This window comes from Mycobacterium simiae (genome assembly GCF_010727605.1).
Classification (GTDB): domain Bacteria; phylum Actinomycetota; class Actinomycetes; order Mycobacteriales; family Mycobacteriaceae; genus Mycobacterium; species Mycobacterium simiae.
Genome location: NZ_AP022568.1, coordinates 3,714,048 through 3,731,702 on the forward strand (window position 1 = coordinate 3,714,048; position 17,655 = coordinate 3,731,702).

The following is a 17,655-nucleotide window of genomic DNA, read 5'->3' on the forward strand; positions in this document are numbered from 1 at the left end:
CAGGGTTGAAGAGCTCTACCGCCGATGACCGATTGGACCGCGTTGAGTCGAGCCTCGCAATCAGTCAGTTGCCCGGCAAGTATGCGATGGCCCTCGATGCCCGTGATCTCGACGCGTTGGTGGCGTTGTTCGTTGACGATGTCGACGCGGGCGCCGAGGGGCGCGGCAGGGACGCGTTGAAGCGCTGGTATGACCGCGTGCTCCGACGGTTCTACCGCAGCATCCACCTGATCTGCGGTCACCAGTTCGACTTCGTCGACGCCGATCATGCGACCGGGGCGATTTACTGCCGCGCCGAACACGAGGACGGCGACGGATGGTATGTGATCACGATGCGCTACGACGACGTCTACGAGCGCCGCGCCGGCCAGTGGTGTTTCGTGAAGCGGCGGGAGCATCCCTGGTACTCCGTCGATGTGACGGAGCGCCCGGGGCCCGAGTTCATGCGCTGGCCGAATGACGTTCGGTTGCGCGCGGCCATGCCCCAACGGATGCCGACCTGGCGGGCCTTTTGGGCGGACGGCGACCCGGCCCTGCCCGAACGGCTATCGGCACGCCCCTAGCGTTCCGCGCGAGGGTGCCTCATCGGTCCATTCTGGTTTACAAATTCCTGCAAAACTGACATTCTCGCTTAATGCAAATAGGCGTTATCGCCCCTTGCAGACCTGTCGGTGCGCTCGCACCCATGCCGCTGTGATCCCTAATGGAGGCCGTCATTTCCGTCGACAAAGTACTCAGCGGTGTGCGCGTGCTGGAGGTAGCCGCGTGGACCTTCGTACCCTCGGCCGGCGCCGTGCTGGCGGAATGGGGTGCCGAGGTCATCAAGGTCGAGCCGCGTGAGGGCGGGGATCCGCAGCGTGGCCTCGTGACGATGGGCATCGTGGACGAAGGTGGTGGCGCGGTCAACTACATGATCGAAATTCCGAATCGTGGGAAGAAGTCGATCGGCGTCGACCTGAGCACTGCCGGCGGTCAAGACGTTATCCGTAAGCTCGCGGCCACCTGCGACGTGTTCCTCACCAGCTATCTGCCGGGCCGTCGCAAGAAGTTGGGCATCGACGTCGACGACATCCGGGCCGCCAATCCCAGCATCGTTTACGTGCGGGGGTCGGGCCACGGGCCCAAGGGGCCCGATGCCGACAAGCCTGGTTACGACGGCGTCTCTTACTGGGCGCGCGGCGGGATCGCCACCATGCTCACCGAGGACGGTGACGAGCTGGTGCGATCGAGGCCCGCCTTCGGAGATCTCCTCGGCGGCATGACAATCGCGGGCGGGATTGCGGCCGCGTTGTACAAGAAGGTCACCACCGGCCAGGGGTCGGTCGTGGACGTCTCCCTGCTGGGACTGGCGGCCTGGAACCTCAGCCCCGACGTCGCCGTGAGCCAGATCCACGGCGGCAGCGCCATTCCGAAGTACGGCCATGCCGACGCGCCCAATCCGTTGGTGGGAACCTACCGCACCAAAGACAACCGATACGTCCAGCTGATGATGCTCCAACTCGACAAGTTCTTCCCGGAGGCCATGCACGCCATTGGCCTCCCACAATTGATCGACGACGAGAGATTTGCCGATCCCGCAGCCCGATTCGCCAACCGCACCGAGCTCATCGCTCTCATGGACAATGCTTTCGCCCAGCGCACGCTCGCCGAATGGCGTGCCGCGCTCGCAGACCTCGCCGGCGCCTGGGGCGTGGTGCAGACGCCGGCGGAACTGTGCCAGGACCCGGCGGTGACCGCGAACGGCTATGTCGCGAAGACCGCGACGATGAGCGGAGCGCCGTACTCGTTGCCGGCCAATCCGGTCCAATTTGACGAAAAGGCCGTTACCCCTTCGGGGGCGCCCGAGCACGGCCAGCACACCGAAGAGGTGCTGATGGAAGCGGGCCTGGACTGGGACACCATCGAAGCCTACAAAGAAGCCGGAGCGATTCTGTGACCCCAACTACGCCATCGGAGGTCTCAGAAGGCCATGTCGAATTCGACCCTTTCTCAGACGATTTCTTCAACGGGGCGTACGACACCTACCGACGCCTGCGCGACAGTGCGCCCGTCTACTACAACTCAAAGTGGGATTTCTGGGCATTGACCCGCTACGACGACGTGGCGTCCGCGACCAAGGACCACGAAACCTATTCGTCGGCAAAGGGTGCGACGCTGGATATGGTTCAGGCGCACGACGACGCGATACCAGTGCCCAACGTGATCATCTCGATGGATCCACCCGAGCACCAGAAGATGCGCAGGCTGGTGAGCAACGTGTTCACGCCGCGCGCCATCGCGGCGTTGGAAGACATGGTGCGCGAGAAAGTCTACGAACGAGTCGACGCGCTCGACCCGTCGTCGTTCGACGTGGTGGCCGATTTCTCGGCGCTGTTCCCGAATGAGGTCATCACCACCATGCTCGGAGTGCCCAAGCAGGATCGCGACCAGATCCGCATTTGGCTGGATCTGCTCCTTGAACGCCACCCGGGTGGGATTGCCACCACTGCCGCAGGCCGGGAAGCGTCGATGAAAACCGGGCTCTACTATTACGACCTCGTACAGCAGCGCCGCGCCGAACCTCGTGACGACATGATCAGCCGGCTCATCGAGACCGAGGTCGAGCGTGATGGACAGGTGGAGAAGCTCACCGATGTCGATATCACCGGATTCGCGACCATGCTTGGGGGAGCGGGCGCCGAGACGGTGACGAAACTCGTCGGCAACGCCATGGTTGCCTTCGCCGACTTTCCGGATCAGTGGCAGAAGTTGCAGAAGGATCGCAGTAAGGTGCCCGCCGCCATCGAAGAATTGCTGCGCTATGAGGCGCCCTCGCAGTACCAGGTCCGCACCGCCACCCGTGATGTGACCTTGCACGGCAGCACCATTCCCGCAGGCAGCGCCGTCCTGCTCGTCACGGGCTCGGCGACCCGCGACGAACGGATGTTTCCCGATCCCGACCGGCTGGACATCGACCGGGAGCGCAAAATGGGCTTCAACCTCGCGTTCGGCTATGGCGTGCACAGTTGTTTGGGGGCAGCGCTGGCGAGGATGGAGAGCCGTATCGCGCTCGAGGCGCTGCTCGATCTCCTTCCTGACTATGAAGTCGACCGCGGCGGACTGCGAAGGGTGGCGATGGCCAATGTTTGTGGGTGGTCCAATGTGCCCGTGCGCAGGAGGCAAAGAGCATGAGCTCCGATCGAGTTGCCCTGCACCGCAGGCTGGCCCACTCAAAATGGGAGACGTACGCCAAGGCCCCGGAAACGAAAAAGATCACTTACGGTGATGAGTGGATCTATGCGCCGGACGCCGTAATGATGTGCCCCTTGTTCAACGGCGGCGCCGATCATGTGATGGTCGACCTCGCCTCCGAAGAGGTTCTCGCGGCTATGCAACACTACGCACCCGACGGCGACATGCTTACCTGCGAATTCCGGATGTGGTGGAAGCACATGCCCGACTTTCGAATCGTCACTCTGTTCGACTGCAGGCCTGCCGATTGGGGTTTTGCGGCCCGCGACACCTATGCGGGAACGCTGGCCGACGGGACCGTGCTCGAGCTTCACGAATGGGATTACGTCTGGACCAATGACGAGGGCCACATCACTCGTTGGGACTGGTTTGTCGATTCCCGGGAGTGGCACCCCTTCCTCGACCTCATCGGCCTCGATCGCGACAGTCTGACGTATCAGGCCTACACCGTGAACTTCCTGCGGGAAGGCAGCATCGTCGGCTGAGATTTCGCTGCCTCGGTCACGGGTGTGAGTAAGGTGAGATAGCCTCCAGCCCAACACAACTCGCGACCGAAGTTCTGATCGTGCCGGGTTTGCGGCGTAATTTCGACCACATCGCGGTCGCGCGTCGGCCGCCTGATTCGCGCAAGCCGGTCACTGGATAGGGCGCGTTCGTGATTGCCGGCTCACCACTGCTGGACCCGCCAAGGGATAGCCGAGCACACCAGGTGCCGCGTCGACGACCTCCGGTACGGAGTTCACCGCGGCCAGCGCTGTCACCGCGACACCGGGATTGACCCGATCCGAGGGCGATTGCTCGAAGTACAGCTCCAAACACATACTGGGGTGTCCCTCGACTCGGATGACCATGCCACCTTGGTTCTCCCGGGACGGCCTCGGCCATCGCTGCGGCCAGGGTGTGGAACTCACCGTCGCGAAATACTGCACCGCGACGACGGGCCGGCCATCGATGACGCCGGCGAGCCGCCAGCGGTGCGCGCAAATCGTTCCTTCGGCAATCGTGCCGAGAGTGGTCTGCAGATCCGTTGGTGCGAGCAATGTTTCCCAGTCCAATTCGACTCCGTCGAGTTCCAGACCGAGGATGTCGGCGATGTAACGCACCACGGTCTCCCAATCCTGGTTGACTTTCCCCGACGCGATTCGCGCGGGCACGTGCCCGTCTGGCTTTCCAAATCCCATGGATTCGTGTAGGACGTCCCAGATGGGATAGGACCTGTCCAGGTCGGTTGCGTATTCGTCCATCCGATACGATTCGACGGTTCCGGCGCCGGCAAGCAGGGCGGTGGGGATGTTGAGACTCACGAAGCCCGGCTCGGCGCCGGTGGCATAGAACGTCGAATTACCTTTCGCCGCCGCGGCTTCGACGGCCGCGCGCCACCGCGGCGGCGCGGCGGGCGGGTAGACCAGCGGGATCGTCGAGATCGTCACCACGTTGATGCCCGCCTCGAGGTAGGTGACAATGTCGGCAATTGCGTCGTTCTCGCGCCGGACGGCGGTGGCACAGTAGGTAACACAGTCCGGCGTGAGAGCCAGCACTGTGTCGAGATCGTCGGTTGCCGATATACCGACATCCGCTCGGCCACACAGGCGACCCGCGTCGACTCCGGCCTTTTCGGGCGTCGACACTTTGACTCCGACGAGCTCCAGTGCCGGATCATCGATGATTGCTCGGAGTGCCTCCTTCCCGGTCAGTCCCGTACCTACGTGAACAACCCGATACCTTCTGGATTTCTCAGCTGCCACCGTTCAACCTCCTATGTGCGTTTTCCCAAGAGCGCCGGACCGCGGCTGCCCCACCCCAAGCCTGATCCCGTGATGCATTGCGACGGTGGGCATCGGTGCACCCGGACCCCGGTGGTGCTCGAAGGTCACGATGCGTCCGCACCCGCTTCGCGCAGCGATGACCGCAGCGAATTCGTCGTCAGCGCAGATCATTGCGGTACCGCACGCACGGGTACGCGTCCCCAGCCGAAGACATTCGGCATCTTGACTCGCTGCAGGCCGGAGACGTCCACCTCGTACTCGGGTATCAAGTCCAACAGAGCATCGATGGCAATGCGTCCCTCCATGCGGGCCAGTGCCGCGCCGAGACAGCTGTGTATTCCGTAGCCGAATCCCAGATTGTGGCCGGAATGCCGGCGATTGATGTCGAAGCGGTCCGGATCGATGAACGCACGCTCATCCCTGGTGGCCGAGCCGTTGATCAGCATCACCGGCTTGTGCTTGGGTATCACCGTGCCATGGAGCTCGACATCGACCTTGCTCCAACGGATGTCGTATTGCGATGGCCCCTCGTAGCGCAGCAGCTCTTCGAACGCGGCGGGGATGAGGCTGCGGTCTCGCCCCAGCGCTTGCCATTGGTCTTGGTGTCGCGCAAACACCACTGCCGCGCTGGCGACCAGCTTGGTCACCGTCTCGGCGCCCGCACCGCCGAGTAACGATGCAAAGGCCGAAATTTCCATGTCATCGAGGCGAGTCTTGGTACCGTCATCGCGTTCGACCTCGACCTCGGTGAGCCGCGAAATCATGTCATCTTGCGGGTTGGCGCGTTTCTCGACGACAAGATCGTAGTAATACCTCCACATGGTCACCGCTGCCTCACGGCCGTGCGGCGTCGTACTGACGTTTCCGGGCTCGCGTTCCAGCAGTGCGTCGAGCCAGTGTCGGATCTGCTGGCGACCGTCGGGCGGCACCCCCAACATCGTGGTGATGATCTCGACTGGAAACAGCGCCGAGAAGTCCTCGACCATGTCGAACGACGTCACATCGATGCGTTGCGCGATTTCGTCGATCACCTTCCGGATCATCGGTTCGAGCTTCGCGATCGCACGTGGGGTGAACACCTTGTTCACCAGCGACCGCATTCTGGTGTGCTGCGGAGGGTCCATCATGATGATCACGCCTTCGGGGATCATCGCGTTCGGATCGATGAAGTGATCGAGGGTCACACCCTTTGCGGAGGAATACTTTTCGTGATCACGCATTGCGCTCGCGACATCCTCATAGCGGGAAAGGGCCCAGAAGTCGTACTGCGTGCTGTAATAGACCGGCGCCCGATCGCGCAGCTGGCGGTAAGTTTCGAACGGATCGCTGAAGAACTCATCCGAGAAAGGATCGAAGTGAACGGATCCCGGTGACGTGCCGGTGTGATCGTCCATCGCCATTCTTTACCTTTCGATGTGCGCCATCTGATCGTGAGTCAGCTGGCCGACCCGTTCAGCGCCCCACTTTCTGTGCCCCCGCATAAAGACCGCCACGGACTGCTGAGAACTGGCCTTGTCCTTTCCACTACTGCAGCTGGGCGAATCTCTTCAAGTAGGGCCATGCGATGGCGGGCGGTATGCCGCCGCAGAGGGGTGCGATGTTGAACATTTCACCTGCCGCGATGCGCTTGTGCGCTTCGTCGACCGAGAGGATCACATGCGACGACGTATTGCGAAGCTCGTCGATGGTCGTGGCGGTGGTGATGTTGGCGGACACCGCGTTGTCGGGGTTCCACTCCGCGTAGGCCATGGCGTCGTGCAGGAGATACTTGCCGATCTCGTCCCACGCCGCGTCGACGTCGTCGGCGACGAAGCAGTTGGTCGCCGCGTCACGCTCGGGGATGAGGACGAAGCCGGGCTCAAATCCACTGTCGCGGCAAGCCCTTTCGTACGTTTCCCGCATTCCGGTCACCCCGCCGTTGGCAAGCAGCCCGAGACCGTTGCGTCCAGCACGCCGGGCGGTCGCTAGGCTGGCGCCGCCCCAGCTCATCATGGGACCTTTCGGCGTCCGCGGTCGTGGGGTGACTTTCATTTGCCTGCCGCCGTGTTCGACCTCCTCGCCGGCAAGGAGGCGGCGCAGCATGCCCAGCTTCTCGTCCGCCAGCTTGCCGCGGTCGGACATGGAGAGCCCGAAGTGAGCGTATTCCTCAGCACGATAGCCGATTCCGAACACGTACGTGGCTCTGCCCGCGCTGATGTGATCCAGCACGGCGATGTCCTCGGCGAGCCGCGCCGGATCGTAGAACGGCAGCAGAATCGTCAGGTTGAGCATCAGCTGCTTCGTGCGAGCGGCAATGGCCGCGCCGAGCAGCAACGGCGACGGCAGGTAACCGTCGTCTGCGTAGTGATGTTCGCACAGCACGACCGCGACACAGCCATGCTGCTCGGCCCAGGCCGACATCTCAATTGCCGCCGCGTACAACTCGGTGGCCGGCGCTCCGATGGCGGGCGCTCGCATGTCGAAGCGAAGGGTGAACATGGCTGCGGCTAACCCAGATCCCGTGCGTCGCAACCCATGACTTCGGCACTTGCCTGCATGATCAGACGAACCACTTCATTGCGTGACATGGACTTGAAAAGTTCAGACGCCATCCGGACGTCATCGCCCGTGGCGATCGTCGGTCCGTTGCCGAGATTGGCGAACGCCTCATCTACCACGCTCGCCGCGGTCACCGCGCCCGGGGGAATCTCGTCGACAGATTTGAGTCGGCCGCGTTCGAACTCCAATTGCCGCAGCGCCGGTGTGTCGGTCATGCCCAGGACCAGACCCAGGACGTCCACGCCCTTGTCGTGCAACTCCGCCCAGAGGCCCTCGGTGAAAACCATGTCGAAGGCCTTGGTGCCACCGTATGCCACCATGTTTCGGCCACCGGCGAGTGCGGCACCCGAAGTGAAGTTCACGATGCCACCTCGTCCTCGCTCGACCATGAGGCCCGCGAAGTGGTGACACAACCGCATCAGTACCAGGCAGTTGCGCTGCAGCAGAGCCTCGGCTGCCGATACCGGATTGGCGAGAAAAGGTTGATAGTTCGGATCGCCGCCCGCGCAGTACACCAGCATGCCGACCTCGAGGTCTGCGGTGGCGTCGATAATGGCCTGCGACGCATCGGCCTGGGTGAGATCGATGGCGAGCGTCCTAGTTTCGACACCGGTGCGCTCGTGAACCGCCTCGGCCACCGTATCGAGAAGGTGCTGGCGTCGGGCGACGAGCGCAACGTTCACACCTTCCTGCGCCAACCGCTCGGCGAACAGCGTGCCGCATCCGTCGGACGCGCCGACGATCAGCGCCCACGGTCCATATTTGTTGGCGATGTCACCCATGGGCGGCCGTCACTGCAGTGAGCCGAACAGAGGTGTAGGTACGACGGTCAATCCGCCAACCGTCCGGCGTCCGTACGGCGTGGTCGTCGTAGTAACCGACGGGGTTCGCGCCCGAGCCGTCCTCCATCAGAATCAGCGCGTCGACGTAGCTGCGTATCGTCGCGGTGTCGGTGTCTATTGCTATGGCCTGGTTGGTCATTCGATGGATCGTGTGCGCCGCGCCGACGTGGGCTGCCTCCATAAACGCTGCAACCTCTGCGCCGCCGGTCCACCGGCCGACCACACCGTAGTCGAGGTGGGCGTCCTCGGTGAACACCGTTGTGAGTAGCCAGTATTGCTGGCTGTCGATTGCGGTTGCGTACCGGACCGTAAGGTCGAAGAGGTCGTCGCGGTCCGACATCAGAGGTCACCGTTCGGGTGGATCACGACGCGGGGTGGCCCTTGGGACCGCCGGGCCGCCTCGAGTGCCGCGGGCACCTCGTCGAGACCGATGATCTTGCCGACGCTGGGCAGTGGGTCCAGCTTTCCCTCGACGACCGCATCCAAAACGCCGTACCAGTCCTGCGGCAGCGGTCCGCCACCGAACTGCAGTGTGAGGCCGTTTCGCGTGGCCGTGGTGATGTCGAGAGTGTCGCCGGTATACCAGCCGCCCGCGCAGTAGATGCGCGACGAGAACTCCGCCTCGGCGACAATCTTGTCGATGAGACCCGCAGCACCTACGCATTCGAATACCACGGCGGAGCCGGCCAGGTGGCGTTCGGCACGCACCTTGCGGAAGACGTCGAACACCGACTGCTGTGCCGGGTCGACCAGAACATGCGCGCCGAACCCTGTGTGGGCCAGTTCGCGTCGGTCGGCGCTGAAGTCGGACACGATGATGGGATCAACCCCGCGCGCGCTCAGCGCAGCGACCGCGGACAGCCCGATGGCACCCGCGCCGACGACGATCGGAATTTCGCCGGGCTGCAAATTCGAGGCGCGGACATAGAACTCGCCGACCGCGAAGGCGTCGACCACGGCGACCGCATCGCTGGAGACCGAGCCCGCTATCACCCTCGCCGTTGCCTCGGGTACCACCAGCAACTCGCCGAAACTGCCCTGCGCCTCGGGATGCTGTCCGATGATGCGTAAGCCCCCGGCGCCGCCGTCCACCAACCGGATCGGCATCGACGTCACCCTGGCGCCGACCGGGAAGGCATCGCTGCACCCAGGGCCGTGGCCGATCACTTCACCCACAAACTCGTGCCCCAAAACGATGTCGCAGTCCGGGTCGTAAAGGGACCGACCCGTCGGATCGTCGATCGCCAGCTCCGGATGGTCCATGAAGTGCACATCCGACGCGCAGATCGCGGTGCTCAACGTCTTGAGCAGCAAATCACCCTGCCCAGGAATGGGATTGGCAGTTTCGCGAACCGTAAGCTCACCGCCTCGCAGCACTACGGCACGCACGGCACACCCACATCCTCCTACGATAATCTCTACTATTAGAGAATTATTTATCCAAATATTGAATCGACCGTAGAATGCGCCGCGAGAGGAGTCAAGATGCGCGGAGTCACTTCAGCGCCGGCCGCGCGTGTCCTCGATGTCGTTGAGTTGCTGAGCCGGGCGGAGAGTGGCGGCCACCGCTTCTCCGACGTCGCTCGCGAACTCGGCCTTTCGCAGGCCACGGCGCACTCCATACTCAAGACGCTGTGCGACCGCGGTTGGGCGATTCGGGATCCGCTTTCCAAGAAGTTCGACCTTGGCCCCACTGTGGCCCTGATCGCGGAGAGGTTCCAAGCGGCGCATCCGCTTCTGGCTGCCGCTCGCGAAGCCATCCGCCGTCTCGCGGAGGCAACCGGTGCGCCGGCCTCGGTAGTCGAGCGCACTGGAGACGAACTGGTGATCACCGCGTTCGAAACTCCCGACGGGTCTACCGAGCCGGTCGCTTCCCACGAGCGCATCCCGTATGCGCCGCCGTTCGGGATCGCCTGCGCAGCATGGGATGTCCCAAGCGAACAGGAATCGTGGATTCAGCGCGGCGCCGCTGGAGACACGTCGCTGGCAGAGCGACTTCGCACGGTGTTGGGTCAGACGCGCGACCGCGGTTATGACGTCGATTGGATGACTCCCGCGCTGGCGCAGGCGGCTCATGCGATCGAAACGTTGTCTACCGAGACAGTGCCGCACAACCTGCGTTCCATCGTCGACCAACTGCGCGTCGAATTCATCTCGGCGAACCTGCTATCCGACGACAGCGCACGCGATCCGCTCCCGGTTGCCACAATCTCCGCGCCTGTCCTGGACGAGCGGGGGCATGTGCGACTCATCCTTGGATGCCACCCGCTACGCGTCATGACGATGAGCGAAATCCATGCTGCGGCGCAACCGCTGCTGCGCGAGATCGACCGAATGGGAGGCCACCGAGTGCCCTCTCTCGACGGCGCCCGGGCCAAGGCGCGGTCCTAGCCGGCGAACATGGCCAGGGCTCAAGGCCTTCCGTGAGCTACGGGCTGCTATACCTTGCGTCGGTCAGGGACGAATCCCCGCACCACATACGAGCGGATGAAATCGCCCACCGCTACGTCGCTTGCGTCGTGATGCGGCGACGGGGTCGTGAACAGCGAGAACACAATTCGCGCATACCACTCCGATGCCGACCGAATGTCGAGATCGCTGCGCACCTCACCGGTCAGCCTCGCCGCCGAAATATACGGGGCGAAAAATTCGCCGCATTCGCGCAGGAGCGTTGACGCGTTCTTGGTCAACATCAGATCGACCTGTTCTTCGTCGAAATAAGACTCGGGTTCCACCACTCGGCGGGCCTGGGTGACGAAGACCGCCGCGCGCACCAGCTTTTCCTCCAAAGTACTTCCGCCGTCGCGGTCGATAGCGGCTGCCAACTGGCGATAAAAGCTCTGTGAGGCCGCCTCCGCGCACGTCTCGACAATCTTCTCCTTATCCCGGAAGTACTCGTAGAACGTGCTTCTGGAGACATGCGCGGTCCGAGCGATGTCGACGATCGTCGTCTTGCGCAACCCGCGCGTTCGGAAGCAGGCGAACGCGGCCGAGATGAGCGCCGCGCGGGTGTCCACCGCGGTGGCTTGTGTCATCGGCCTTCTCGCCTACGTACTCAGTGATCGGGAGCGAGAATCAATCCGCTGGTCGGAACGCCGGTGCCCGACGTGACCAGCACGTGTTCGACGTTGTCGACTTGGTTGTGCGACGTTCCGCGCACCTGACGCACGCCCTCGGTGATGCCGTTCATGCCGTGGATGTAGGCCTCGCCGAGCAGCCCGCCGTTAGTGTTGATCGGCATGCGGCCGCCAAGTGAGAGCTCGTCGACCGAGACGAAGTCCTTGGCCTCACCCCGACCGCAAAACCCTAGTTCCTCCAGTTGTGTGAACACGAACGGGGTGAAGTGGTCGTAGAGGAACGCCGTCGATATGTCCTGTGGTTTGAGGCCGGAATCCCGCCACAGCTTGTCGCCCACGACACCCATCTCGGGCAGGCCGGTGATCTCCTCGCGGTAGTAACTCGTCATCACCTCGCCGTCATAAGCGGCGCCCTGAGCGGCGGCCGTGATGACGGCGGGCGGCTTGGCTAGGTCTCGGGCGCGCTCGACGCTTGTCACCACCATCGCAACGCCGCCGTCGCTTTCCTGACAACAGTCGAGCAGACGGAGCACCGGCTCGATGATCCAGCGCGATTGCTGGTGTTGCTCAAGCGTTATCGGCTTACCGTAGAACCAGGCGTCGGGGTTCTTCGCGGCGTGCTTGCGGTCGATGACCGAAATCTTGCCGAAATCGGCGTTTGTCACCCCATAGGTCGTCATGTAGCGCTGGGCGTGCAAGGCAACCCAGGCGGCCGGTGTCATGAACCCAAAGGGCGCATAGGGCGCCATCCACAGCGGTGTCACGCCCGGCTGGCGGCCGGCCCCGCCGAAGCGGAAGCCGGAGCGCTCGTTGAACGCGCGGTAGCACACCACCGCTTCCGCCACTCCCGTCGCAACCGCCATCGCGGCTTGCATCACCGTGCCCGCGGCCGCCCCACCACCGTGCGGGACCCGGGTGAAGAATGTCAGGTCGCGGATGCCGACGTTCCGGGCGACCTCGATCTCCTCGTTCTCGTCGACGCTGAAGGTCACCATGCCGTCAATGTCGGCGGGCCGCAGGCCGGCGTCGCGGATCGCGGCGATGACCGCCTCACAGGCGAGCTGCATCTCAGTGCGACCCGATTCCTTGGAGAACTCGGTCTGGCCGATCCCGACGAGCGCCGTCTTGCCGCCAATACCGCCCGAGCCGTCGCTCATGCCTGGATACCTTGCAGCAGGCTGAGCACTGCGGTCCCCGAGACGTGGTCGCCCAGGCTATTGGTGCCCTTGAAGGTGACCTCGACAAGTCCTTCGCTGTCGGTTTTGGACTTGTCCGTGACGGAACCCGTGAACCGCAGCGGATCGTTCGGGTATGCCGGTACACCCAGGCGGATGGAAAGTCTCTTGATCATCGCCTCCGGGCCCGCCCAGTCGTGCAGGAATTTCACGCACAGACCGTTGGTCGTGAGGATGTTCAGGAAGATGTCCTTGGACCCTTGGGAATTCGCGAAATCCCGGTCGTGGTGCACCGGCATGTAGTCGCGCGAGGCGATGGCGCCGGCGACGATCAGCGTGGTGGTGACCGGAACCTCCAGCGTGGTGACTTCGTCGCCGACATTGACGGAGTTCCACGCCAGCGTGGTGGTGCGGTCGACGGTGGAGGTCATTTGATTCCTTCCGGGTATGCGGCGCCGAGGCGGGCGAGTTGTTGGGACGCCGAGCCGAGCGAAAGCTCGATCTGCTTGGCCCACAGGAAATAACGGTGCAGTGGGTACGTGACGTCGATGCCCATGCCGCCGTGGACTTGCTGAGCGGACGCGACGACCCGCGCTCCCGCTTCAGCCGCCCAGAACTTGGCGATCGCCGCTTCGCGGCTCGCCGGCCGGCCCTCGGCGATCAGCCACGCCGCGTGCCAGGTGGTCCAGCGGATCGCCTCGACGTCGATGAACGCATCGGCCAGTCGTTGCTGTACGGCCTGGAACGAGCCGATCGGCCTGCCGAACTGCTCGCGTTCGCTGGTGTAGGAAGCGGCGATCTTGAGGGCTCGTTCTGTCACGCCGACCTGTTGCGCGCACAGCCCGACGAGCGCCCTGGTATACAGCGAACCGACCGCGTCCGCGGCGCCGGGCCCGTTCAGCCGGTGGCCGAGGGCACCGGCGAGTTCGACGTCGGCGTAGGGCTCAGCGTTGGTAGTGCTTGCGGGCGTGACCGTGAGGCCATTCGTCGCAGTCTCGACGACGAACAGACCCGGGCCGTCGTCGGCCTGGGCAGAAACCACGATGGCGTCGGCAAGCTGGGCCGCGGGTACGAGTTCCTTGCTGCCGTCCAAGACCCAGGCGTCGCCGTCGGCGCGCGCGATCGTGCGCGGCGCCGTCGGGTCGGAGTTACCCGGTTCGGCCAGCGCGGCGGTGAGAATCACACCGCCGTCCGCGACCTTCGGCAGGTATCGCCGCTGAATACCCGAATCGCCGTGCCGCGCAATGGTATCCGCGCCGAGCACGAGGGTCGCGTAGACCGGCACCGGCGCGACGCTCCAGCCCACTTCGGCGAGCAGCACGCCGAGTTCTGAGAATCCGCCGCCGCTGCCGCCGACGGACTCGGGCAACGCGATACCCAGCAAGTCCGACGATGCCAGCTCGCGCCACAGCTCTGGGTCGTAACGAACCTCGCCCGATTCCAGATCGGCGAGATGCTCGGTGGTGCAGCGGTGCTCGAATAGCTGGCGGGCGACTTTGCCGACCGTCTCTTGTTCTTCGGTAAAGGAGAAATCCATGCTCGCGTGCCGCCTCGTTTGTCAGGGCGCAGGCCGGAACTGGTGCAACACCAGCTCGTCACCGCTCGGGATGGCTTCGAACTTCTCGTAAAAGACCTCGACAGGCAGCCCGACCTTGATGGCGGCGGGCTCGATATCGCACAGGTTCGACACGATGCGTACGCCTTCGTCGAGCTCGATCAGGGCGACCACGTAGGGGTATTGCAGGAATGGCAGCGGGGGATACTGGGGCATCACAAAGCTGTAAACCGATCCGCGCCCGGTTGATTCGACGGAATTCCAGTTAAGTGACTGACAGTTGCCGCACATGGGGCGAGGCGGAACCCGCAACGTCTTGCAGTCTGCGCACTGCTGAATCAGCAGCTTGTGGTCCTTGAGGCCCGACCAAAAGAATTCGGTGTCCGGGCTGATCGACGGAGCTAGTCTGGTTGCCATCAGCTTCCCGTCTTGAATCGCAGGGTGCGAAACCGCTGGCGGCCGATCACTTCGCCGTTCTGATCGCGATAGGTCGTGATCCAGGTGACGAAGTAACCGTTGCCCATCGCCGTCTTCTTCTCGTCGGAAATCGTCTCGAACACCGTTTCGGCCGTGATGTCATCGCCGACCCGCGGGTATCGCTCGATCTCGAACTCGGAGTTGGTGGCCACCGTCCCGGTGTAGCCGGCGTCGGCGAGGAATTGCAGTGGGTTTTCCTTGAGCACCACGGGAACTCCGCCGCGTTCGTGGATTCCGGCGAGCGTGGGCGGCGCCATTGTCCATGATTGCAGCATGACCGGGGGCGAGACGACGCCGCCGTAGCGAGAGGAGGCGGCGAACTCCGGGTCCAGATAGGCCGGGTTCATGTCGTCGAGCGCGTACGCCCAGTGTCGGATCATGGCCGCGTTGACCGGATCTGGCGCCTTGACCGGTTGTCCCGAACTGATCGGTTGGCCGATCAGCGCATCGAGGCGTTCGCGCAGCTCATCCTTGGTTGTCTCGGTCATCGGTTGGAGCTTCCTTTCTCGGATGCGCTGGCCCGCATGTCCCGCGGTGCGCGCGGCATCCCGAGACCGGCCATGGCGATGATGTCGCGTTGGAGCTCGTTGGCTCCGCCGCCGAACGTGTTGATGACGGCGAGGCGGTATGCGCTTTCCAGCTCGCCCTTGAGTGGGGCAGCCGAGCCCTTGCGCACACCGGCCTGCCCCACAACGTCGAGCAGTTCGCGGGCCACCTGTTGGGTGAGTTCGGTGCCGAATACTTTCGCCGCGGAGGCCTCGCCCATCCCGAGCGCACCGGAACTCATCGTCGTGTTAACCCGCAGGTTCAGCAGCCGATAGGCCGCGACCTGCGCTTCCACTCGCGCCAGCGCCTGCTGCACCCAGGGCTGGTCGATGACCATGCCGTCGTCGAGCGGCGTTGTCGACGCCCATTTGAGCGTCTTGTTGAACAGCGGTTCCAGGGCACCGAGGTTGCCGAGCGCGGCACGTTCCAGGTTGAGCTGGTTGGTCACTAGCGTCCAACCCTGGTTTTCGCCGAGCACGATGGCGCTCTCGGATACTCGGACGTCGTCGTAGAAGGTGTAGTACGTGGACACGCCCGGCATGGTGTGCAGCGGCTTCCAGGAGAACCCCGGTGCGTCGGTCGGCACGATGAACAGTGTTATGCCCTTGTGTTTCTTGGCATTCGGGTCGGTACGTGCCGCCAGCCAGATATAGTCGGCGAACTCGGCGCCGCTGGTGAACATCTTCGAACCGTTGATGACAAACTCGTCCCCGTCGCGCACCGCCGTGGTACGCAGCGACGCGAGATCACTGCCGGCACCTGGCTCCGAATAGCCGATCGCGAAATCGACGATGCCTTTGAGGATCGCGGGGAGAAACTTGGTCTTCTGCTCTTCGGTGCCGTACTGAATCAGCGTGGGACCCACGGTGTTGAGGGTGATCATCGGCAGCGGGGCGTTGACCCTGCGCGCTTCCTCGGCGAAGATGTACTGCTCGAGCGCACTTAGCCCGCCCCCACCGTATTCGACCGGCCACGCGACGCCGAGCAGGCCGGCCTCCCCGAGCGCGCGTCTGCATTCGGCGATCGCGGCGCCTCCCTCGGCGAGATTGCCGACGGCGGCGCGGCGCTCCGGGGTCATCACCGCCTCGAGTCGGGTCCGGTAATCCTTGCGAAGTTGCTCCTGTTCGGGTGTGTAGTCGAAATCCATCAGGTTCCCGCTCCCAGCCGAATCGGCATACGTTTTACGCCGGGCACCATCGTGGCGCGCAGCCGCGACACGTCGCCGGTGAGTTCGATCGTCGGGAAGGCACCCAGCAGAACCTCGAACATCACCCTGGCCTCCAGACGGGCCAGCTGCGCGCCCAGGCAGGCATGCTCTCCGGCGCCGAATGCGATGTGGGGGTTGGGATTACGGGTGATGTCGAACTCTTCGCTGGAGGGGCCGAATATTTCTTCGTCGCGGTTGGCGGAGCCGTAGAGCATGACGACGGTGTCGCCGGCCTTGATCTGCTGGCCGCGGATCTCGACGTCCTCAGTGGCTTGCCGGGCCATGTGCGTGACCGGGCTGGTGAATCGCAGCATCTCTTCGACCGCGCAGGGCAGCAGCGACGGGTCCGATCGCAGCAGCGCGAACTGCTCGGGATGGTCGATCAGCGCCAGCGTGCCGAGCGCGATGAGGTTGCGCGTGGTTTCGTTGCCGGCGACCAACAACAAGAAGGAGAAGTTGAGCAGGTCCTCGTCGGTCAGCCGCTCGCCGTCGACCTCGGCCGCGGCCAAGATGCTCAGCAGGTCGTCCTGCCCGGCGACCTCACCGGAGCGGCGTGCGGCGATGAGTTTGGTGAAGTACTCATAGAGCTCACCGAGCGCGACCACCGAGTCCAGTTCTATGTCGGGGTCGGCAGTGCCAACCGCGGCGTCCGACCAGGCGCGGAATTGCGCCCAGTCTTCGGGCGGGGCCCCAAGCATCTCGGCGATCATCCGAGTCGGTAGCGGAGCGGCGATTTCCTCCGCGAACTCGTAGTCCCGTGCCGGGTTCACACCGTCGATGATGCCCTTGACGATCTGTCGCACCTTCGGTTCGAGCAACTGCACCTGGCGGCGGGTGAAGCCGGAGTTGATGAGCTTGCGAAGCTGTCGGTGACGCGGGGGGTCGGTGAAAATCAGATTCCCCTCCTGAACCGGTTCTGGTTGGGCGGGGTCCGGGATCGAAATGCCCTTGGTGGACGAGAAGGTCAGTGGGTGGCCCGAGACATACCGAATGTCCTCGTACTTCAACAGCGCCCAGAAGTTGGTGACGTCATTCCACACGACCGGCGTGGTGTTGCGGAGCTCCCGGTAGGCCGGATACGGATCACCGGCATAGAAATCGGGTGAGTGCAAGGGAACAGTAGTTGTGGGCACACCACGCCTTCCTCGACGCTGAGAGCTGGTCGGACAAATATAGAAAGAATGTCCGTTTCCAAGCTGTCTACAGCAGTCCAGAGCCGTCTGTCAATCGACGCGTATATG

General features: G+C 63.7%; 19 protein-coding genes. 5 read left to right on the forward strand and 14 right to left on the reverse strand.

All coding sequences use genetic code 11. From position 1 onward, the window contains the following. Positions 1 to 32: 32 nt before the first annotated feature. From G6N33_RS17490 to G6N33_RS17505, 4 genes are all read left to right on the forward strand, one after another. Positions 33 to 563, forward strand: coding sequence for a nuclear transport factor 2 family protein (locus G6N33_RS17490; protein WP_049919352.1), 531 nt, complete (start codon positions 33 to 35; stop codon positions 561 to 563). Positions 564 to 703: 140 nt separating this feature from the next. After that, on the forward strand, positions 704 to 1,936 hold the full coding sequence (locus tag G6N33_RS17495; RefSeq protein ID WP_044507976.1) for a CaiB/BaiF CoA transferase family protein: 1,233 nt from the start codon (positions 704 to 706) through the stop codon (positions 1,934 to 1,936). Next, the gene (locus G6N33_RS17500) at positions 1,933 to 3,171 is read left to right on the forward strand and encodes a cytochrome P450 (protein ID WP_044507974.1); all 1,239 of its coding nucleotides are present in this window, start codon (positions 1,933 to 1,935) and stop codon (positions 3,169 to 3,171) included. Before G6N33_RS17495 ends, G6N33_RS17500 begins: the two co-directional genes overlap by 4 nt. Beyond that, positions 3,168 to 3,716 (forward strand): hypothetical protein, encoded by a 549-nt coding sequence (locus G6N33_RS17505; RefSeq protein ID WP_044507972.1) that lies wholly within the window; start codon positions 3,168 to 3,170, stop codon positions 3,714 to 3,716. The genes G6N33_RS17500 and G6N33_RS17505 overlap by 4 nt, the downstream gene beginning before the upstream one ends. Before the next feature lie 150 nt (positions 3,717 to 3,866). Here the strand turns inward: G6N33_RS17505 and G6N33_RS17510 are convergent, their stop codons facing one another. From G6N33_RS17510 to G6N33_RS17535, 6 genes are all read right to left on the reverse strand, one after another. Beyond that, positions 3,867 to 4,976 carry a dihydrodipicolinate reductase gene (locus tag G6N33_RS17510; RefSeq protein ID WP_231382458.1) on the reverse strand — a complete coding sequence of 370 codons (1,110 nt, stop codon included), beginning with the start codon at positions 4,974 to 4,976 and terminating at the stop codon, positions 3,867 to 3,869. 188 nt (positions 4,977 to 5,164) lie between these two features. Further along, positions 5,165 to 6,391, reverse strand: a complete 1,227-nt coding sequence (locus G6N33_RS17515) for a cytochrome P450 (RefSeq protein ID WP_044507970.1) — start codon at positions 6,389 to 6,391, stop codon at positions 5,165 to 5,167. Positions 6,392 to 6,521: 130 nt separating this feature from the next. Beyond that, the gene (locus G6N33_RS17520) at positions 6,522 to 7,475 is read right to left on the reverse strand and encodes an LLM class flavin-dependent oxidoreductase (protein ID WP_101528105.1); all 954 of its coding nucleotides are present in this window, start codon (positions 7,473 to 7,475) and stop codon (positions 6,522 to 6,524) included. Positions 7,476 to 7,483: 8 nt separating this feature from the next. Then, on the reverse strand, positions 7,484 to 8,317 hold the full coding sequence (locus G6N33_RS17525; RefSeq protein ID WP_101528106.1) for an SDR family NAD(P)-dependent oxidoreductase: 834 nt from the start codon (positions 8,315 to 8,317) through the stop codon (positions 7,484 to 7,486). Further along, positions 8,310 to 8,717: a nuclear transport factor 2 family protein gene (locus G6N33_RS17530; protein WP_044507966.1), complete on the reverse strand. Its 408-nt coding sequence runs from the start codon at positions 8,715 to 8,717 to the stop codon at positions 8,310 to 8,312. The genes G6N33_RS17525 and G6N33_RS17530 overlap by 8 nt, the downstream gene beginning before the upstream one ends. Next, a complete protein-coding gene (locus tag G6N33_RS17535; protein WP_044507964.1) occupies positions 8,717 to 9,766 on the reverse strand; it encodes a zinc-binding dehydrogenase in 1,050 nt (349 codons plus the stop codon). Before G6N33_RS17535 ends, G6N33_RS17530 begins: the two co-directional genes overlap by 1 nt. 96 nt (positions 9,767 to 9,862) lie before the next feature. Here G6N33_RS17535 and G6N33_RS17540 point away from each other — a divergent pair, with 96 nt between their 5' ends. Beyond that, entirely contained in the window at positions 9,863 to 10,768 is a 906-nt protein-coding gene (locus tag G6N33_RS17540) for a helix-turn-helix domain-containing protein (protein WP_101528107.1), read from the forward strand. Positions 10,769 to 10,815: 47 nt separating this feature from the next. Here the strand turns inward: G6N33_RS17540 and G6N33_RS17545 are convergent, their stop codons facing one another. From G6N33_RS17545 to G6N33_RS17580, 8 genes are read right to left on the reverse strand one after another with little or no spacing between them, the layout of a single operon-like run. Then, complete coding sequence (locus G6N33_RS17545; RefSeq protein WP_044507962.1) at positions 10,816 to 11,412, reverse strand: TetR/AcrR family transcriptional regulator; 597 nt, start codon at positions 11,410 to 11,412, stop codon at positions 10,816 to 10,818. 20 nt (positions 11,413 to 11,432) lie between these two features. Next, on the reverse strand, positions 11,433 to 12,611 hold the full coding sequence (locus G6N33_RS17550) for a lipid-transfer protein (protein ID WP_044507960.1): 1,179 nt from the start codon (positions 12,609 to 12,611) through the stop codon (positions 11,433 to 11,435). Beyond that, positions 12,608 to 13,060 carry a MaoC family dehydratase gene (locus G6N33_RS17555; RefSeq protein WP_044507958.1) on the reverse strand — a complete coding sequence of 151 codons (453 nt, stop codon included), beginning with the start codon at positions 13,058 to 13,060 and terminating at the stop codon, positions 12,608 to 12,610. The genes G6N33_RS17550 and G6N33_RS17555 overlap by 4 nt, the downstream gene beginning before the upstream one ends. Beyond that, positions 13,057 to 14,166 carry an acyl-CoA dehydrogenase family protein gene (locus G6N33_RS17560; protein WP_044507956.1) on the reverse strand — a complete coding sequence of 370 codons (1,110 nt, stop codon included), beginning with the start codon at positions 14,164 to 14,166 and terminating at the stop codon, positions 13,057 to 13,059. The genes G6N33_RS17555 and G6N33_RS17560 overlap by 4 nt, the downstream gene beginning before the upstream one ends. 21 nt (positions 14,167 to 14,187) lie before the next feature. Then, positions 14,188 to 14,601, reverse strand: a complete 414-nt coding sequence (locus G6N33_RS17565; RefSeq protein ID WP_044507954.1) for a Zn-ribbon domain-containing OB-fold protein — start codon at positions 14,599 to 14,601, stop codon at positions 14,188 to 14,190. Further along, positions 14,601 to 15,149: a MaoC family dehydratase gene (locus tag G6N33_RS17570; RefSeq protein WP_044507952.1), complete on the reverse strand. Its 549-nt coding sequence runs from the start codon at positions 15,147 to 15,149 to the stop codon at positions 14,601 to 14,603. The genes G6N33_RS17565 and G6N33_RS17570 overlap by 1 nt, the downstream gene beginning before the upstream one ends. Further along, a complete protein-coding gene (locus tag G6N33_RS17575) occupies positions 15,146 to 16,354 on the reverse strand; it encodes an acyl-CoA dehydrogenase family protein (RefSeq protein ID WP_044507951.1) in 1,209 nt (402 codons plus the stop codon). The genes G6N33_RS17570 and G6N33_RS17575 overlap by 4 nt, the downstream gene beginning before the upstream one ends. After that, the gene (locus G6N33_RS17580; protein ID WP_044507949.1) at positions 16,354 to 17,526 is read right to left on the reverse strand and encodes a cytochrome P450; all 1,173 of its coding nucleotides are present in this window, start codon (positions 17,524 to 17,526) and stop codon (positions 16,354 to 16,356) included. The genes G6N33_RS17575 and G6N33_RS17580 overlap by 1 nt, the downstream gene beginning before the upstream one ends. Positions 17,527 to 17,655 lie beyond the last annotated feature (129 nt).

Excerpts from the sequence above, each read along its gene's own strand:
- G6N33_RS17555 (WP_044507958.1), bottom strand. The coding sequence starts at position 13,060 with ATGACCTCCACCGTCGACCGCACCACCACGCTGGCGTGGAACTCCGTC.
- G6N33_RS17550 (WP_044507960.1), bottom strand. The coding sequence starts at position 12,611 with ATGAGCGACGGCTCGGGCGGTATTGGCGGCAAGACGGCGCTCGTCGGG.
- G6N33_RS17565 (WP_044507954.1), bottom strand. The coding sequence starts at position 14,601 with ATGGCAACCAGACTAGCTCCGTCGATCAGCCCGGACACCGAATTCTTT.
- G6N33_RS17575 (WP_044507951.1), bottom strand. The coding sequence starts at position 16,354 with ATGGATTTCGACTACACACCCGAACAGGAGCAACTTCGCAAGGATTAC.
- G6N33_RS17525 (WP_101528106.1), bottom strand. The coding sequence starts at position 8,317 with ATGGGTGACATCGCCAACAAATATGGACCGTGGGCGCTGATCGTCGGC.
- G6N33_RS17570 (WP_044507952.1), bottom strand. The coding sequence starts at position 15,149 with ATGACCGAGACAACCAAGGATGAGCTGCGCGAACGCCTCGATGCGCTG.
- G6N33_RS17520 (WP_101528105.1), bottom strand. The coding sequence starts at position 7,475 with ATGTTCACCCTTCGCTTCGACATGCGAGCGCCCGCCATCGGAGCGCCG.
- G6N33_RS17545 (WP_044507962.1), bottom strand. The coding sequence starts at position 11,412 with ATGACACAAGCCACCGCGGTGGACACCCGCGCGGCGCTCATCTCGGCC.
- G6N33_RS17540 (WP_101528107.1), top strand. The coding sequence starts at position 9,863 with ATGCGCGGAGTCACTTCAGCGCCGGCCGCGCGTGTCCTCGATGTCGTT.
- G6N33_RS17505 (WP_044507972.1), top strand. The coding sequence starts at position 3,168 with ATGAGCTCCGATCGAGTTGCCCTGCACCGCAGGCTGGCCCACTCAAAA.
- G6N33_RS17560 (WP_044507956.1), bottom strand. The coding sequence starts at position 14,166 with ATGGATTTCTCCTTTACCGAAGAACAAGAGACGGTCGGCAAAGTCGCC.
- G6N33_RS17495 (WP_044507976.1), top strand. The coding sequence starts at position 704 with ATGGAGGCCGTCATTTCCGTCGACAAAGTACTCAGCGGTGTGCGCGTG.
- G6N33_RS17530 (WP_044507966.1), bottom strand. The coding sequence starts at position 8,717 with ATGTCGGACCGCGACGACCTCTTCGACCTTACGGTCCGGTACGCAACC.
- G6N33_RS17515 (WP_044507970.1), bottom strand. The coding sequence starts at position 6,391 with ATGGACGATCACACCGGCACGTCACCGGGATCCGTTCACTTCGATCCT.